This window comes from Promicromonospora umidemergens (assembly GCF_024171995.1).
Classification (GTDB): domain Bacteria; phylum Actinomycetota; class Actinomycetes; order Actinomycetales; family Cellulomonadaceae; genus Promicromonospora; species Promicromonospora umidemergens.
Genome location: NZ_JAMTCT010000012.1, coordinates 137,141 through 152,889 on the forward strand (window position 1 = coordinate 137,141; position 15,749 = coordinate 152,889).

Genomic DNA, 15,749 nt, shown 5'->3' on the forward strand with positions numbered 1-15,749 from the left:
GTTCTTCCGGCTACTGCTGCGCCGTCCTTGCCTGCGCGGCGATCAAGGCGGCCTCGACCCGGTTGCGTGCACCTGTCGTCCGCAGGATCGAGGTGACGTGCACCTTGACCGTGCCCTCGGCGAGATGGAGGCGCTCCGCGATCTCGGGGTTCGGCAGGCCGTCTCCCAGCAGTGCCAGCACCTCCTGCTCACGCGGGGTGAGGCGCTCGAACCGCTCCCTGGCGTCCTGCTGCGCGACGAACCGCGTGCCAAGTCCAGTCTGTAGCAGGCGCCGCGATATGGCGGGCGAGAAGTAGGCACCGCCCGACGCCGCAGCGTGCACCGCGAACAGCAGCTCGCGCGGATCGCCAGCCTTCAGCACGAACCCGTCGGCGCCCAGCCGGATCGCCTCCGCGAGGTACTCGTCCTCACCGAATGTCGTGACCATGACACATGGCAGGGGTCCGGCTGTGCGCCGGATCTCCGCGAGAGCCTCTAGGCCGCCCATCGTCCCCATGCGCACGTCCAGCAGCACGACGTCCGGTCGGTGCGCCCGCACCGCGGCCAGCGCCTCCTGACCCGACGACGCCTGGGCGACGACCTGCACACCGTCATCCGTCTGGAGGATCCCGGCGAGTCCCGCGCGGACCAGGGGCTCGTCGTCGGCGAGGACCACTCGGAGCGCCCCGGAGGCATCCGGCCGATTCATTGCGCTCCTCCGACCACGAGGTCTGTCGAGGAGACGCGGTCGGCCGCCCAGCAGATCCGATAGGCGTCACCGGACGCGTCATCGAGCGAGTCCACCGTGACAGAGTAGTAGTCGCACTCCGGGTCAGCGCCAGAGGGCGGATCGAGGGTGGCCGCAGGAAGCAGCGGCTGAACGCGCGACCGAGCGTCGCCGACCGAGATGCGCGCGAAGGCCGCCGGGTCGATCAGCGCGCGTCGTGCATCGAGGTGGTCCGCGAGCTGGATCGCTGCCGCCACCGCTACCAGCGCGGCGGTCGGCACGAGCACCGCGGCCAGCAGCAGTGCCCCGCCGCGACGCCGGGCGCGGGTCAGCCCGTGGGTCACCGTGCGCGCATCCCTGGCTGTCTCCCCGCGCGACGCCGTGCCCGAGGCCGTCGTGCCCCGGCTCGTCGCGTCCAGGGGCCGCGGCGCGGCAGCGGCACCGCCGTGTTCGTCCGGCGCAGTGATCGGGGTGCCGGCCGGATCCTCGGACACGGGGCGCAGCTCGGCGCGCAGCACGAAGTCGCCATCGTCGGGGCCCGCCTGGACCGATCCGCCCGCGGCGTGCACATGCTCGATCAGCGACCGGATGCCCGTGCCGCCGACCGTGGCAGTCGGCTCATCGCCAGGCAGCGCCCCGTGCACGGGTCCGAACAGCTGCCCGGGCAGCGGACTGCGCACCGTCACGACGAGCCGATCGGGCCCCCCGGCCAGCGCCACGCGGACCGGCTGGCCCGCAGCGTGCTTGAGCGCGTTCGTCAGCCCTTCCTGGACCACTCGGACGACGGCGGGACCGAAGTGCGCCAGGTGGTCACGCCTGGGCGAGCCGGTGAGCTCGACGTCGGCGCCCGCAAGGCGTGCGTCGCGCACGAGCGCGTCGAGGTCCGCCTGGACCGCCGCCAGAGGGATGTCGTCGGCCAGGCCGGTACGAAGAGTCTGGACGGACGCGCCCAGGCGGGCGACCGCGTCGGAGACCTGGCGCCGTGCGAGCCCGACGGACTCCCGTGCGGATGCGGCGCCGGGCTGGTCCTGGGTCCCCGTGCTCCGCTCCAGCTCGAGCTCCAGCCGGCCGAGGTTGACCGCGACGAGGCTGAGGGCGTGTCCCAGGTCGTCGTGCAAGCTCCCGGCGAGGCGCAGGCGCTGCCGGGCGAGGTCGGTCTCGGCGCGCATCCGCTGGGCGTCCTGCTCCCGGAGGAGCGCCATCGCCGCGTCGGCCTCGCCGGCCCGGCGGGCGCGCCACGCGATGGCTACGGACCAGGGCAGCACCCCGGTGACGACACCGCGTGCGACGGCGACGAGCACCTCACGCAGGTCCGCCCAGCCGGCCAGGACCGCAACGGCACCGGTTCCCGCCGCGACGGCCATGGCGATGACGCCCAGCCGAGCACCACTCGGAGACAGCCCGAGGGGCGCTGCCGCGGCGGCCAGCACGAGCATCCACCAGGGGCTGACGCCGGCGAGCACCAGCAGCACCGCGAACGCGACAGCGACGAGCACGTGGGCGGGCCGCACAGCGACGCTCTCAACGGTGTGCTCGGTATGGGTGATCTCGGACGGCTGGGTCACCCGACCATCGTCGCCGACGGGCGGCGGTGCGCGCTTCCCGCCCAGGTCTGATCTTCGCGGCGGCCCAGTAAGACCGAGGTCATAGACAGCTACTGACCTACGCCAGATCCGCTCACCCTCGGTGATTTCTAGCGTTCTCGGCATGACCACTACACGCCATGCACCAGCAGCGAACCGTCCGGCCTCGCCGACCCGGAGCCCTGTCCCGCGCGTTGTCCTGCCAGCGGCGCTCAGCACGGTCCTTGGCCTGACCCTCACCGCACTCCTGGCCTGGCCCGCACGCGAGAGGCTCTTCGAGGGCGTCGCCGGAGGGACCGCCCGTTCGTCCCTGGCCGGCTTCGCGGGGCTGGTCGCCGACAAGGGCCTGTTGATGCTCGTCGCGGTCACGGCCTGCCTCGCGCTGTTCACCTGGCTTCGCGACCGCTTCCGGTTCGCGCTGCTCGCCGCCACGGGGGTCGGGACGCTCGGTGCGTACGCGGTGAGCGAGGTGGTCAAGCTCGTGGTCACCGAGGAACGGCCATGCCGCGTCGTCGACATCGCCACGGTCCTGACCTGCCCGGCACCGGGCGACTGGTCCTGGCCCAGCAACCACTCGACCATCGCGGGTGCCCTGGCGGTGGCGTGCCTGTTCGTCGCGCCCCGGCTCTGGCCGGCGGTGGTACCGCTGGCGCTTGCGGTTGCCGGCGCCCGCGTCGCCGCGGGCGTCCACTACGTGCACGACGTCGCCTCAGGCCTGGCCCTTGGCGTCCTGGTGACGTGCCTGGTGGGCCTGGGCGTCCACGCGGGCGTTCAGCGGGTCACGCGTCGATCGACTTCGCGCCGGTCACCGGAGGCTCGGCGGACCACGGGAAGGTGATCCACAGGTCGGTGTCCTTCCAGGAGTAGTCGGGCTGGATGATCGTGCGCGGCTTGGTGAACAGCACGGCCGATCGGGCCTCGGCGCCCTGCTTCTCCAGGAGGTCCATCACCAGGGCCAGGGTGCGGCCGGAGTCGGCGACGTCGTCCACCACCAGGACCTTGGCGCCAGGGAGCTCGGACGTGTCCATGAGGGGCGGCAGCACGCGAGGGTCGTCCAGCGTCTTGCCGATGTCCGTGTAGAACTCGACGTTCAAAGTCCCGACGCCCTTGGTGCCGAGCGCGTACGCCATGGCACCGCCGGGGACCAGGCCACCACGCGCGACGGCGATCACCACCTCGGGTACGAACCCGCTGTCCACCACCTTGTGGGCGAGGTCGCGCACCGCATCGGGAAAGGTCTCCCAGGTGAGCACCTCGCGCTCCGGCACAGGAACGGACTCAGTGGTCGGGAGCTCTGTCGACGTCATGGGAAGACACTACGAGACGTGGCGGGCACCCGGCTCGGGTACCCGCCACGTCAATGCCGTGACCAGCGGCGATGCGCACGTCGAGTGCGCTAGATCTCAGCCGTTCCGCTGGGCGGGCCTGCCGAGAGGGTCAGGCGGCCTTCGCCTCGAGGATGTCGACCACGAACACGAGCGTCGAGTTCGCGGGGATCGCGCCGTTCGCCTGGTCGCCGTAGCCCTGGTCCGCCGGGACGACGAGCAGCACCTGGCTGCCGACCTTCTGGCCGGCGATGCCGTTGGTCCAGCCCGGGATCACGCCGTTGAGCGGGAACGACGTCGGGGTGCCGCGGCTCCAGGAGGAGTCGAACGACGTGCCGTCGAGCAGGCAGCCCGCGTACTGGACGGTGACCGTCTGGTCCTTGGTGACCTCGGCGCCGTCACCCTCGATGAGGGGCTGCACCACGAGGTCGGTGGGCTCCTCGAAGCCCTCGGGGATGGTGACGGTCGGCTGGCCGTCGTCGGCGAGCTCGACGGCGGGCATGCCCTCCTTCGGCGCGACCTCGGTGCCCTCCGCACGGGTCGGGGTCTCCTTGGGAGCCGCGACCTTGGCGACCTCGACCATCGTGACCTGGATGGACTGGTCCATCGCGGTGCTGGCCATGAGCAGTCGTGCGCCGACCTTCTGACCGATGAGCTGGTCGTTCAGGAGGTCGTACTGCGCGTCGCCGAGCTCGAACGTCTCGGGCTCCTTGGTCTTCCAGGTGGAAGCGGCCTGCGAGCCGTCCTTGCCCGCTACGACCACGTAGTCGATGGTGACCTGGTCCTTCTCCTTGAGCTCGTCGCCCGTGCCCTCGTCGACCACGCGGAACGTCGGCGCGCTGACCTCGAGCGGGGTCTTGAAGGAGACCTTCGGCTCCTTGCCGACCGGGCCGGAGACCTCGATCGCGTCGACGGCCTTGACGTCCGCGTCGGACGGGCTCGGTGCGGGCGACGGCTCAGCGGCCGGTGTCACCTCGCAGACATTTCCGTTGGAGGCGGCAGCACTGCCGTCCGCGGTGTCGTCGCCGCTTGCGCAGCCGGTGAGCGCGATGGATGCCAGCGCGACGGCTGCCAGGCCGGCAGTGGTGCGGTGCTTCACGAGTAGTCCTTCGGTCGGGTTTTCGCCTTGCTGGGGACCGCCACACTCTAGCGGGCGGAAATGAGTGTGGCTCCCAGGTTCTGGGCAGGTTCGGGTCATCACCTCTGCCCTGCGGAAGAATAGGTGCCATGCCGTCGAAGCGCCGCTCCAGCAAGCGTCCGTATGCCGCGGACCACGTTCCCCTCGATGTCGATCGGGCCACGGGCGGCCGCCGCAGCGAGTCCGCGGCCGACGGCGAGTGGGTGGTCCAGCGGATCCGGTCGTCGGACAAGACCTACGTCTGCCCGGCCTGCCGCCAGGAGGTCACGCCAGGCACCGCGCACGTCGTCGCCTGGCGGACGGACGGGCTCGGCGGACCCGGTGCCGGTCTGGACGGCCGTCGGCACTGGCACAACAGCTGCTGGCAGCGCCGCGCCAACCTCCATTGAGTCCTCCATTGAGCCCGGCGTCGGCAACGAGGGAGACAATGGGACCGATGACCACCGAAGCGACGCCGGACGAGGCCTCCGGCCAGACGACCCATCAGATCCGCTCGCTCACCGTCCTGCCCGCGCAGCGCGAGGACGTCGAGCTGCACACCGCCGACGGCCTGACGCTCGTCGGTGACCTGTCGCTGCCCGCGGACAGTGAGCCGTCGGCCACACTGCTGACGCTCCATCCACTGCCGACGCACGGCGGTTTCATGGATTCCCACGTGTACCGCAAGGCGGCCTGGCGCCTGCCCGCGCTGGCTGACCTCGCGGTACTGCGGTTCAACACGCGCGGCACGTCGTCACCGCGGGGCACGAGCGAGGGCGCGTTCGACGGCGGAGAGGCGGAGCGCTACGACGTCGCGGCCGCGATCGAGCTCGCCGAGTTCCGCGGGCTGCCACAGCCGTGGCTGGTCGGCTGGTCGTTCGGCAGCGAGCTGGTGCTCAAGCACGGCGCCGACCCGAGCATCGAGGGAGCGATCCTGCTGTCGCCGCCGCTGCACCGAGCGACCGACGACGACCTGGACCGCTGGGCGGCGTTCGGCAAGCCGCTCGTCGTCCTGGTGCCCGAGCTCGACGACTACCTACGGCCCGACGAGGCCCGCCGGCGCTTCGCGCGCGTGCCGCAGGCCGAGGTGATCGGTGTCGACGGTGCGAAGCACCTGTGGGTCGGCGAGCCGGCGGTCGCCCGCGTGCTCAACGAGGTGGTGGCTCATGTGCTGCCCGACCACCCGCTACCGCTGCCGACGCACTGGGACGGTCCACTGGGCGATTCCTGAGCACCCCACCACCCACAGGAGGACGACGATGACCTCATCAGCCCTAGCCACCTTCACGCTGCACGACGGCGGCGGAGTGCCGCTCGTGCTGCTGCACGGCTTCCCGCTCGACCACCGTATGTGGGCGGCCTGCGCCGAGCACCTGCCCCCGGGCATCCGTGCCATCGGAGTGGACCTGCCGGGAGCCGGGCACAGCGACCTGGACGGTTTCCAGCCCAGCATCGAGCACACCGCCGACCGGGTGTACCGGACCATGGTCGCCGGTGGTGAGGGCAATGCCGTGGTCGTCGGGCACTCGATGGGCGGGTACGTCGCGCTCGCCCTCGCCGAACGGCACCCGGGGTTCGTCGCCGGCCTCGGGCTCGTGAACACCAAGTCCACGGCGGACACCGAGCAAGCACACGCCAAGCGACTCCGGGTCGCCGCTGCTGCCGAGTCCGACCAGACCGTTGACGCCGTGCTCGGTATGCCCGCCGACCTGGTCGGCGGCACGAGCGCGAAGCACCGACGGCACCTGTTTCCCCTGCTGGACTCGTGGATCCGTGCGCAGTCGCCCGCAGGTGTCGCGTGGGCGCAACGGGCGATGGCGGCCCGCCCCGACCGGACGGCGGTGCTGGAGCAGTTCGACGCGCCGGTCGCCGTCGTGGTGGGCGCCGAGGACACCATCACTCCGCTGGCCGAGGCCGAGCACATGGTGCGGGCAGCCGGGAGGCCCTCGCACTTCTCCGCCGGAGACGCCGCACTCACGATCGTGCCTGGCGCGGGCCACCTGAGCGTCGTCGAGGATCCGCAGGCCGCCGCCGCGGCACTGGGCCTGCTGCACGCCCAGGTGGTGGCTCACCACTGACCGGGGCCGCACCACGACGACCCGGCCACCGACTCTGACCGGCCGAACAGAGCGGACAGACCGACGGCGGCCCTCCCTGCACGGGAGGGCCGCCGTCGGTGCGTCGGACTGACTCAGCGGATCAGCTGGACGCTCGAGCCTTCTCGGAGACGGACTCCTCGACGTCGTCGCTCTCCGCGGGAGAGGAGACCGAGTCGGCGGCGTTCTGGCCGGCCTTGGTACCCGCCTTGGTCCCCTTGACCGACGGGATGACGACGGTGGCCGTGCCGACGGGAACAGGCGTCGGGTTGCTCGGCGGGATCGACGCGGGCATCGATCCCGTGTCCGTCGACTCGGCGACGTCGGGCTCGGCCTCGGTGCCGTCACCGACGACGGCGAAGCGGGCCTGCTGTGCGGGGGTCGCGCCCGACATGCTCTTCGGCTTGGCCGGCGGGCTGGGCACCGGGGCCGGCGCGGCGCCCGGAGTGGCCGCGGCGCCCGGAGGGGCCGGTGTGCCGAGCATCCCGCGCAGCTCGTCCAGGTAGGAGTTGATCGAGTCGTGCTGACGCGTCAGGTCCTCGAGCTGGTGCTGCGCGGCCGACCGGCTCGACTCGGCCTCTGCGCGGGCGTCGTCGATGGTCTGCTCCGCGAACTCCCTGGCCTCGGCCACGATCCGGTCCGCGGACTTGCGGGCGTCGGCAACGAGGTCCTTGACGTAGACGTCGGACTCGGACCGGATCTTCTCCGACTGCTCGAGGGCCACGGCCACGCGCTTCTCTGCCTCTGCTGCGTGCTCCTCCGCCGTGCTGACCAGCTTGGCCGTCTCGGCCTTCGCCGTCTCGTGCCGCTCGGCGAGCTCCTTCTCGACGCTCTCCTTGCGTGTGACGATGTCGAGCTCGGCCTGGGCGAGCGCCGCACGAGCCTGCTCGCGCAGGTCCTCCATCTCGCTGGTGACGGCGTTGGCCGCCTCGGCTGCCTGGCGGCGTGCCTCGGAGAGGATCTGCTCGGCCTCGGCCCGCGCGCTGGCCAGCATCGCGGACGCGTCACGCTCGGCGGTCTCGCGCTGCTCCGTGGTCTGCGTGCTGACCTCGCCGCGAAGCTTGGCGGCATCGCGCTCGGTGTTCACCCGCAGCTCGGTGGTCTCCCGCTCGACCGTGGAGCGCAGGGTGCCGAGCTCGCGCTCCAGGCTGGCCCGGCGCTCGCTCTCCTCAGCACTGATGGCGCTCGCGATCTGCGCGGACTCGCGCTCGGCGGAGCCGACGAGCTCCTCGGCGCGGCGCTGGGCGGCGAGCAGATGGCCCTCCGCCTCCGCGGACGTGGTGGTGCGGATCTCCTCGGCCTCACGACGGGCGCTGGCGAGCATCTCGGCGACCTCGGACTCGGCGCGCGACCGCACCTGCCCGCCGGACAGCTTCGCCCGTGCCATGATGTCCGCGGCCTGCTGGTTGGCCTGGTTGATGATGTCTGTCGACTGGTCCTCGGCTGAGCGCAGCAGCAGCTCGATACGGGAGCCGAGGCCGGCGTACGACGGCTTCTCCGTCTCACGTAGGTTGCGCTTGGCGTCAGTGAGATCCTGCGTGAGCTGCATGGCGCGGCCGTCGGAGGCCTCGACCTGGCGACGTGCCTCTTCAAGGGCGTGGTTCAGTCGATCCAGGTGAGCGTGCACCTGGTCGCGGTCGTATCCGCGCATGGCAGTCGGAAAGAGCGAGCGCTCGTCGGACACGGTGCAGACCTCCAGTGTCGGGACTTGGTGAGGCGCGGGTCAGGCTCCCCCCTTGCGGACGCCGTACATACGGCTCGTCCGGCGCCCAGGATACGTGCCTTGTGCGGATGTGGATACTCCGCGACGGGATGCAATGTACGTAATGCCTGGGATACTCTCCGCTGGCTCATGCGACCCGGGACCATGGTGGCGGTTCAGGCACACCTCGGTGAAGGAAGGGTGAGAATCCCGACCGAACCGCACAAGCACGCCCGTCATTGGACAGTGCTCCTCGTTCGGTCCCTATGCTGGAACATCCACCTGATCGACGGGCACGCGCCCAATATTCGAAGGGAATCGGTGGTGCAACGCATTCTGGCGACTCTCCTGATCCTTGCCGGGCTCGGCGGGATCGGTTACGGGGTCGCGACGGCGACCGTGCTACGCGAGTCCGACACGGTCGTCGCGACCGCGACCCCCAGCGGCGACGGAACGATGGTTGTCACAGAGCCTGGCGTGCTCGGCCTGGTCGACGACCAGGTGACCGTGCGAGCCACTGTCCCGGAGGGACAGAAGGTCACGCTCGCGCTCGGGTCCGACGTCGACGTGCTCGGCTGGGTCGGCGACGACCCCTACGACTCGGTGACCGGCCTGTCCTCCTGGGAGACGCTGAGCGTCGCACCGGGTACCGCTGCCGCGACCGAGGAGGAAGCGGCCGACGGCGAGGAGACGGACGATGCGCCGGCTGAGAAGCCGGCCTCCGGACCCGACCCTGCCGGCTCCGACATGTGGATCTCCGAGGTCAGCGGCGAGACGACCGTCTCCCTGCGCTGGACCGAGGAGCCCGGTCGCGTGGTCCTGCTGGCCGCCGGCGTCGGAAAGGACGCGGAGGCGCCGACGCTCGAGCTCACCTGGCCCCGTCCGGTGACCACGCCGTACCTGTGGCCGGGGGTGCTGGGCGGCAGCTTCCTCCTGATTCTCGGTGTCTTCATCGCCATCGGCGCACGCCGCAAGAAGAACCGCGGCAACAAGGGGCGGACGCCGTCAGCGGTCCGTACCCGTCAGCCCGACTCCGAGCTGCCGCGTCGCGACGCGGTCTTCGAGGTGGACGGCGAGCAGTCGAGCCCGTCCGCGCACGAGCCCGGCGGCGGGCTCCCACCCGCGCTCGGCGACCCGGTCGAGGGCGGGACTGCGGTCCTCCCGCCGGCGAGCCCGGCGCGGCCGGGCCGCGGACAGGCGGCCCAGAGCACGCCCGAGCCCGAGCAGGACCAGACGCGGTCCTGGGGCGCACCCGCTTCGTTCGGTGGCGCGGCCCCGATCACCCCGCCGCCGGCGGTCGAGCCGGCTCCTGGACCGGTCGCCGCCCCGGCGGCGTCCATCCGCGGGATCCGCCGCCGCCGTGGGCAGGGCTCCGGCGCACCCGCTGATCCCGCCCAGCCCCCGGCCCAGCCGACGCCGTTCGGCGGCGCCGCACCAGCACGGGCACCGATGGCGCCCGGGACGCCGGATCCTGCCCAGGCAGCCCCGCCCGCAGCCGCGGCGTCGGACAAGCCGATGACACGGCGCGAGATGCGTATGCGCGACCAGGCGCAGCGCAGGGCCGCGACAGGCGCGATGCCCACCGTGCCCGCGTCCGAACCAGAGCCCGAGCCCGAGGCTGAGCAGCCGGAGACACCCAGCAGTCGTGCTGCGGCGTGGCGCCAGACCTGGGGCGTCACCGGGAACGACGGAGGTAACTGATGAAGCGCACCACGACCACCCGCACCACGGCCGTGGTAGCAACCGTGCTCGCCACGGGTCTGCTCGCCGGCTGTGCCGAGGAGCTCCCGACGCCCAAGCCGGAGGCGCCCGTCGCGGCGGCGGTCGTCACCCAGTCCCAGGAACGCGAGATCCTGGACAAGGTGGCGGAAGTCGTCGGCAAGGTCGAGAAGTCCCGCGACGCCGACTCGCTCGCTGCCCGGCTGGACGGCCCAGCGCTCTCGATCCGCGAGACCCAGCTCGAGGTCGCCGACGCGCGCGGTGACAAGGAGCCGCTGACGGACCTGGCCATGGAGATGCAGCAGGTGATCCTGCCGTCGGACCAGGACTGGCCGCGCAGCAGCTTTGCGATCACGGTGCAGCCCAAGGACCTCACCACGCCGGTGCTCATGGCCTTCGACCAGGCCACCGCGCGTGACCAGTACAAGCTGTGGGGCTGGGTGCGCCTGCTGCCGGGGGTGACCATGCCGCAGTTCGCGGAGGCCGACCTGGGCAGCCCCGCCGTGCCGGAGGACGACGAGAGCCTGAAGGTGACGCCGGAGGACGCGATCAAGCAGTACGCGTCGGTGCTCACCGTCGACAAGGACTCGAAGTACGCCGAGAACTTCGCCGACGACGACCTGCGCCAGTTCTTCCGGGACTACGGCAAGCTCCAGGTCGATGCGATCAACAAGGAAGAGTGCGGTGGCTCCTTCGAGGTCGAGTACGAACCGACCAAGGACCCGGTGAAAGCCGTTCGCACGGCTGACGGCGGAGCCCTCGTGCTCGCCTCGATGATCAGCCAGGAGACGATCACGGCCAAGGAGGAGGGCTGCGAGATCGGCCCGCCGACCAAGACGACCAAGGCACTCTGGGGCGATACCGAGGTCAGCAACGTGGTCGAGGTCAACTACGAGGACATGGTGGCGATGTACGTGCCGCCCAAGGACTCGGAGGACGAGATCAGCCTGGTCGGCTACGAGCACGTCCCGAGCTCGGTCTCGAACGGCTGACCTCTCCGATCGACCCGTCGTCCCGCCGCTAGGGTGGCCCCCGTGAACCTACGGAGGCCACCCTTGCTTCGTCCCGACGTCTCGTCCGCGGCCCGACGACGAGGCGCCGGCTGCCTCGCCGCGGTCGGGGTCGTCTCGGTCCTGCTCGCCGGCTGCACGGTCGAACCGCCCACCCCCGCACCGGACGCACCAGCGATCGCGGCGGTGGTCAGCGAGCCGCAGGAACGCAAGATCCTGGACGCGGTCGCCACCTCCATCGCCAAGCACGACAACGTGTCGGCGGCCGACGGGCTACGAGCTCGCATGACCGGGCCCGCGCTGTCGATGCGGGAGGCGGAGCTCCGTCTCGCCGAGGACACGGGCGAGGAGAGGTGGCGCACCGACCTGTCGATGCAGACGCAGCAGACAGTTCTGCCGTCCGACCAGAGCTGGCCACGGACGAGCTACGCGGTCCAGGCCCAGCCGGCCGACACGCACACCCCGGCCCTCATGGTGTTCGACCAGGCCTCAGCCCGAGAGCAGTACAAGCTCTGGGGCTACGTGAACCTGGTGCCGGGCGCGAGCCTGCCGCCGTTCGCGCAGCCAGAGCTTGGCAGCGCGGCCGTGGCACCGGACGACGACACGTCGCTGGTCCGGTCGCCGCAGGACGCGCTCGCCGAGTACGCGGAGGTGCTGAGCGAGGACTCGGACGCGAAGGGCACAGGAGCGTTCGCCGACGACCGGCTACGGCAGGACCTGCGCGCCATCGAGAAGTCGCAGACCGGTGTCGCCGACTGGGCGGAGACCAAGGGCAAGTACTCCTTCACCGCAGAGGTCGAGCCGAGCCTTGGCCTACGGGCGGTACGCACAGCGGACGGCGGCGCGCTGGTGCTGGGCGGGCTCACGGGTACCCAGACGATCGAGGTCGGCCAGAAGGGCGCCAAGATCAACACGGACGCGCTCCCGTCCGCGCAGCAGGTCCTGTTCGGCGACGAGGCGGAGACCAACCGGCTGCGCACCCGCTACCACGACTTCGTCGCCCTCTACGTGCCGTCGGCCGGCTCGGCGCACAAGATCACGCTGGTGGGCTTCCGACACATCCCGATCGACGTGTCCGGCGAGTAACCACCGTCGAGTCACTAGGATTACCCCATGAGCAGTACGTCCCCTCAGCCCGGGCCCGCCCGGAGCGCCCAGCCCGAGTTCGCGGTGCGCGGCGCCGTCGACCTGTCCGCCCTCAACCGCCCTCAGGCACCACCGCCTGGTGAACCCGGTGGCGCACCCGAAGCCGGCGGCTTCGTGGTGGACGTCAGCGAGACGAACTTCGAACAGCTGATTCGCGACTCGTCCACCTACCCGGTGGTGATGCTGGTCTGGATCCCGACCGACCAGGCGAACGCCGAGCTCGGCGCTACGCTGGGTCGCCTCGCCGAGGAGTACGGCGGGCGGTTCGTCCTGGGGCGCGTCGACGCGCAGGCCTCGCCGCAGGTCGCCGCCGCGTTCCAGGTGCAGGGCGTGCCCACCGTCGTCGCGGTGCTGCAGGGCCAGCCCCTGCCCCTGTTCCAGGGTGCCGCAGACGAGCAGCAGATCCGCGACGTGCTGGACCAGGTGCTGGCCGCCGCCGAGCAGAACGGCGTCACGGGCCGTGCCCCTGGCGCGGTGCCGGCCGCCGACGAGCCGGAGGCCGAGGCCGAGCAGCCCCTGCCGCCGCTGCACCAGGAGGCGTACGACGCGATCGAGCGCGACGACCTGGACGCCGCGGCGGACGCCTACGCCAAGGCTCTGCGCCAGGATCCCAAGGACTCCGACGCGACCGCCGGACTCGCGCAGGTGCGCCTCATGCAGCGCACGCACGACGCTGACCTCGCCACGGTGCGCCAGGCCGCGGCGGCCGCGCCGTCCGACGTCGACGCCGCGCTCGCCGTCGCCGACCTGGACATGCTGGGCGGCAAGGTGGACGACGCGTTCGCGCGCCTGCTCGACCTGCTGCCCGACGCCGACGCCGAGGGCAAGGAGAAGCTCCGCGTCCGGCTGCTCGACCTCTTCGAGGTGGCCGGCACGACGGACCCGCGGGTGAGCAAGGCCCGCAAGCGCCTGGCGCTCAGCCTGTACTGACTCCTGACACCCCTCTCCCCTTCGAGGCCTAAGTTACTTCGCTTTCAGGCGGTTCAAAGCGAAGCAACTTAGGCCTCGAAGGAGAGAGGGCCGCCGCTAGCTGCGGTCGGCCGGGACGAGGACCAGCGCGGCCAGGGGCGGGATCCGGACTACGGCCGACCACGCGCGGCCGTGGTGCGGTACCGGCTCCGCCTGTACACGGCCCATGTTCCCCACGCCGGACCCGCCGTACACACCTGCGTCGGTGTTCAGCGCCTCCCGCCACACGGACGACACGGTCGCCGTGCTCGTCGGCGCCCCGGTCCCGACGGGTGCGACCACCAGGTCGGGCTCGACCAGCGGCAGCGTCGGCAGCGGCAGCCGGTACCCCTCGTGCGGCACACCGGCGAAGTTCACGATCACCACGACCGGGTCGCCCGAGCGTGACCGGCGCACGTAGGCCAGCACGTTGTGGTCGGCGTCGTCACCCTCGAGCCACTCGAACCCGGTGTGGTCGAAGTCCAGCTCCCACAGCGCCGGCGTCCCGCGGTAGAGCGCGTTCAGGTCCCGGACCAGGTGCTGCACGCCGGCGTGCCCGGCATCGCCGAGCAGGTGCCAGGGCAGCCCGTCCGACTCGGACCACTCGGACTCCTGCGCGAACTCGCACCCCATGAACAGCAGCTGCTTGCCGGGGTGGGTCCACTGGTAGGCGAGGAAGGACCGTACGCCTGCGAGCTGCTGCCACCGGTCGCCGGGCATCTTGCCCAGCAAGGACCCCTTGCCGTGGACCACCTCGTCGTGGCTGATCGGCAGCACGAACTGCTCGGTGAACGCGTACACGAGCGAGAACGTGAGCTCGCCGTGGTGGTAGCGCCGGTTGTACGGGTCCTCCGCGAGGTAGCGGAGCGAGTCGTTCATCCAGCCCATGTTCCACTTCAGGCCGAAGCCCAGCCCCCCGCTCGACGTCGGGCCCGTGACCCGGGGGAACGCCGTCGACTCCTCGGCGATCATCATGACGCCGGGGGTGCGGCGGTACGCGGTGGCGTTCGCCTCCTGGAGGAACGCGATGGCCTCGAGGTTCTCCCGCCCGCCGTGCATGTTGGGTGTCCACTCCCCGTCCTTGCGGGAGTAGTCGAGGTAGAGCATGGAGGCGACGGCGTCGACGCGCAGCGCGTCGACGTGGAACTCCTCGAACCAGTAGGTCGCGTTCGCCACCAGAAAGTTGCGCACCTCGCGCCGGCCGAAGTCGAAGATCAGCGTGCCCCAGTCCTGCTGCTCTCCGCGCCGGGGGTCGGGGTGCTCGTACAGCGGCGCGCCGTCGAACCGGGACAGCGCGAACTCGTCGCGCGGGAAGTGCGCGGGAACCCAGTCGAGGATGATGCCGATCCCGGCCTGGTGGAGCCGGTCCACGAGGTACCGGAAGTCGTCGGGCGAGCCGAACCGCGCGGTCGGCGCGTAGTAGCTGGTGACCTGGTAGCCCCAGGACCCGCCGTACGGGTGCTCCGCGACGGGCATCAGCTCGACGTGCGTGAACCCCTGCTCCGTGACGTACGCCGTCAGCTGCTCCGCGAGCTCGCGGTAGCCGAGGCCCGGCCGCCACGAGCCCAGGTGCACCTCGTAGACGCTCAACGGCGCGGAGTGCGGGTCGGTGGCCGTCCGGGCGGTGAGCCACGCCTCGTCGTGCCACTCGTGGACCGAGTCCGTCACGACGCTCGCGGTCGCGGGCGGCTCTTCCGTCGCCTTGGCGAGGGGGTCGGCCTTGGCCCGCCAGACGCCGTCGGCCCCCAGGATCTCGTACTTGTACCGCAGGCCAGGGCCGACGTCCGGGACGAAGAGCTCCCAGACGCCCGTGGAACCCAGCGACCGCATGGGGTGCGTGCCGCCCCAGCCGTTGTGGTCGCCCACGAGCCGTACGCCCCGCGCGTTCGGCGCCCACACGGCGAAGGCGACGCCGGCGATGTCGCCGGTCGCACTCGGATACCGGTGCAGATTGGCGCCGAGCACCTGCCAGAGCTGCTCGTGCCGCCCCTCGCCGATCAGGTGCAGGTCGACCTCACCAAGGGTGGGCAGGAACCGGTACGGATCGTCAGAGGTCCAGGCATGTGTGCCCGACCGGGTGCGGATGCGGTAGTCGGGCGCGTGCCGGGACCCGTCGGGACCCTCGGTGGCCGGCACGGCGGCCGCCCACACCCCCGCGCCCTGGTGGGTCGCGCTCACCTCGCCGCCCGAGGTGGTCACCATCACCACCTCGTCGGCGAGCGGGCGCAGGGCACGCACCACGGTCCAGGGCCCGTCGAGCAGATGGGGGCCGAGCACGGTGTGCGGATCATGGTGGGTTCCGGACGCGATAGCTGTCAGGACCTCGAGGTCGACGTCGGGCAGGTCTGCCATGGGCTCACCTTTCCATGGGGGGCAGGTGACGTGCGACACGTCGGG

General features: G+C 71.5%; 14 protein-coding genes. 8 read left to right on the forward strand and 6 right to left on the reverse strand.

From position 1 onward, the window contains the following. Positions 1-10 precede the first annotated feature (10 nt). Together APR04_RS18425 and APR04_RS18430 are read right to left on the reverse strand one after the other, a co-directional pair. A complete protein-coding gene (locus APR04_RS18425) occupies positions 11-688 on the reverse strand; it encodes a response regulator (protein ID WP_253872779.1) in 678 nt (225 codons plus the stop codon). Next, positions 685-2,271 carry a sensor histidine kinase gene (locus APR04_RS18430; RefSeq protein WP_253872781.1) on the reverse strand — a complete coding sequence of 529 codons (1,587 nt, stop codon included), beginning with the start codon at positions 2,269-2,271 and terminating at the stop codon, positions 685-687. Before APR04_RS18430 ends, APR04_RS18425 begins: the two co-directional genes overlap by 4 nt. A 142-nt stretch (positions 2,272-2,413) precedes the next feature. Here APR04_RS18430 and APR04_RS18435 point away from each other — a divergent pair, with 142 nt between their 5' ends. Next, a complete protein-coding gene (locus APR04_RS18435; protein WP_253872784.1) occupies positions 2,414-3,127 on the forward strand; it encodes a phosphatase PAP2 family protein in 714 nt (237 codons plus the stop codon). Here the strand turns inward: APR04_RS18435 and APR04_RS18440 are convergent. Then, a complete protein-coding gene (locus APR04_RS18440) occupies positions 3,069-3,596 on the reverse strand; it encodes a phosphoribosyltransferase (RefSeq protein ID WP_253872787.1) in 528 nt (175 codons plus the stop codon). The genes APR04_RS18435 and APR04_RS18440 overlap by 59 nt on opposite strands. A gap of 130 nt (positions 3,597-3,726) precedes the next feature. Beyond that, entirely contained in the window at positions 3,727-4,713 is a 987-nt protein-coding gene (locus APR04_RS18445; protein ID WP_253872790.1) for an FKBP-type peptidyl-prolyl cis-trans isomerase, read from the reverse strand. A 128-nt stretch (positions 4,714-4,841) separates the two neighbouring features. On the opposite strand from APR04_RS18445, the gene APR04_RS18450 reads away from it, so the two are divergent. From APR04_RS18450 to APR04_RS18460, 3 genes are read left to right on the forward strand one after another with little or no spacing between them, the layout of a single operon-like run. Continuing rightward, the gene (locus APR04_RS18450) at positions 4,842-5,141 is read left to right on the forward strand and encodes an Rv1322 family protein (RefSeq protein ID WP_253872792.1); all 300 of its coding nucleotides are present in this window, start codon (positions 4,842-4,844) and stop codon (positions 5,139-5,141) included. Positions 5,142-5,188: 47 nt separating this feature from the next. Then, positions 5,189-5,962, forward strand: coding sequence for an alpha/beta hydrolase (locus APR04_RS18455; protein WP_372496130.1), 774 nt, complete (start codon positions 5,189-5,191; stop codon positions 5,960-5,962). Positions 5,963-5,990: 28 nt separating this feature from the next. After that, a complete protein-coding gene (locus tag APR04_RS18460) occupies positions 5,991-6,809 on the forward strand; it encodes an alpha/beta fold hydrolase (RefSeq protein ID WP_253872800.1) in 819 nt (272 codons plus the stop codon). Positions 6,810-6,930: 121 nt separating this feature from the next. Here APR04_RS18460 and APR04_RS18465 read toward each other — a convergent pair whose 3' ends face one another. Continuing rightward, the gene (locus tag APR04_RS18465; protein ID WP_253872802.1) at positions 6,931-8,511 is read right to left on the reverse strand and encodes a DivIVA domain-containing protein; all 1,581 of its coding nucleotides are present in this window, start codon (positions 8,509-8,511) and stop codon (positions 6,931-6,933) included. A gap of 342 nt (positions 8,512-8,853) precedes the next feature. Between APR04_RS18465 and APR04_RS18470 the strand changes: the two genes are divergently transcribed. The 4 genes from APR04_RS18470 (at position 8,854) to APR04_RS18485 (ending at position 13,334) form a co-directional block, all read left to right on the forward strand. Next, positions 8,854-10,230, forward strand: coding sequence for a hypothetical protein (locus APR04_RS18470; RefSeq protein ID WP_253872805.1), 1,377 nt, complete (start codon positions 8,854-8,856; stop codon positions 10,228-10,230). After that, positions 10,230-11,240, forward strand: coding sequence for a DUF8094 domain-containing protein (locus APR04_RS18475; protein WP_253872807.1), 1,011 nt, complete (start codon positions 10,230-10,232; stop codon positions 11,238-11,240). The genes APR04_RS18470 and APR04_RS18475 overlap by 1 nt, the downstream gene beginning before the upstream one ends. Before the next feature lie 63 nt (positions 11,241-11,303). Beyond that, positions 11,304-12,344: a DUF8094 domain-containing protein gene (locus APR04_RS18480; protein ID WP_253872810.1), complete on the forward strand. Its 1,041-nt coding sequence runs from the start codon at positions 11,304-11,306 to the stop codon at positions 12,342-12,344. A 27-nt stretch (positions 12,345-12,371) separates the two neighbouring features. Further along, the gene (locus APR04_RS18485; RefSeq protein WP_253872813.1) at positions 12,372-13,334 is read left to right on the forward strand and encodes a tetratricopeptide repeat protein; all 963 of its coding nucleotides are present in this window, start codon (positions 12,372-12,374) and stop codon (positions 13,332-13,334) included. Between the two features lie 96 nt (positions 13,335-13,430). Here APR04_RS18485 and glgB read toward each other — a convergent pair whose 3' ends face one another. Continuing rightward, positions 13,431-15,704, reverse strand: a complete 2,274-nt coding sequence (glgB, locus tag APR04_RS18490; protein ID WP_253872816.1) for a 1,4-alpha-glucan branching protein GlgB — start codon at positions 15,702-15,704, stop codon at positions 13,431-13,433. Between the last annotated feature and the right edge of the window lie 45 nt (positions 15,705-15,749).

What these genes read in the sequence shown, in the direction of transcription:
- APR04_RS18460 (WP_253872800.1), top strand. Translation starts at nt 5,991, where the DNA reads ATGACCTCATCAGCCCTAGCCACCTTCACGCTGCACGACGGCGGCGGA.
- APR04_RS18425 (WP_253872779.1), bottom strand. Translation starts at nt 688, where the DNA reads ATGAATCGGCCGGATGCCTCCGGGGCGCTCCGAGTGGTCCTCGCCGAC.
- APR04_RS18435 (WP_253872784.1), top strand. Translation starts at nt 2,414, where the DNA reads ATGACCACTACACGCCATGCACCAGCAGCGAACCGTCCGGCCTCGCCG.
- APR04_RS18440 (WP_253872787.1), bottom strand. Translation starts at nt 3,596, where the DNA reads ATGACGTCGACAGAGCTCCCGACCACTGAGTCCGTTCCTGTGCCGGAG.
- APR04_RS18485 (WP_253872813.1), top strand. Translation starts at nt 12,372, where the DNA reads ATGAGCAGTACGTCCCCTCAGCCCGGGCCCGCCCGGAGCGCCCAGCCC.
- APR04_RS18450 (WP_253872792.1), top strand. Translation starts at nt 4,842, where the DNA reads ATGCCGTCGAAGCGCCGCTCCAGCAAGCGTCCGTATGCCGCGGACCAC.
- APR04_RS18475 (WP_253872807.1), top strand. Translation starts at nt 10,230, where the DNA reads ATGAAGCGCACCACGACCACCCGCACCACGGCCGTGGTAGCAACCGTG.
- APR04_RS18455 (WP_372496130.1), top strand. Translation starts at nt 5,189, where the DNA reads ATGACCACCGAAGCGACGCCGGACGAGGCCTCCGGCCAGACGACCCAT.
- glgB (WP_253872816.1), bottom strand. Translation starts at nt 15,704, where the DNA reads ATGGCAGACCTGCCCGACGTCGACCTCGAGGTCCTGACAGCTATCGCG.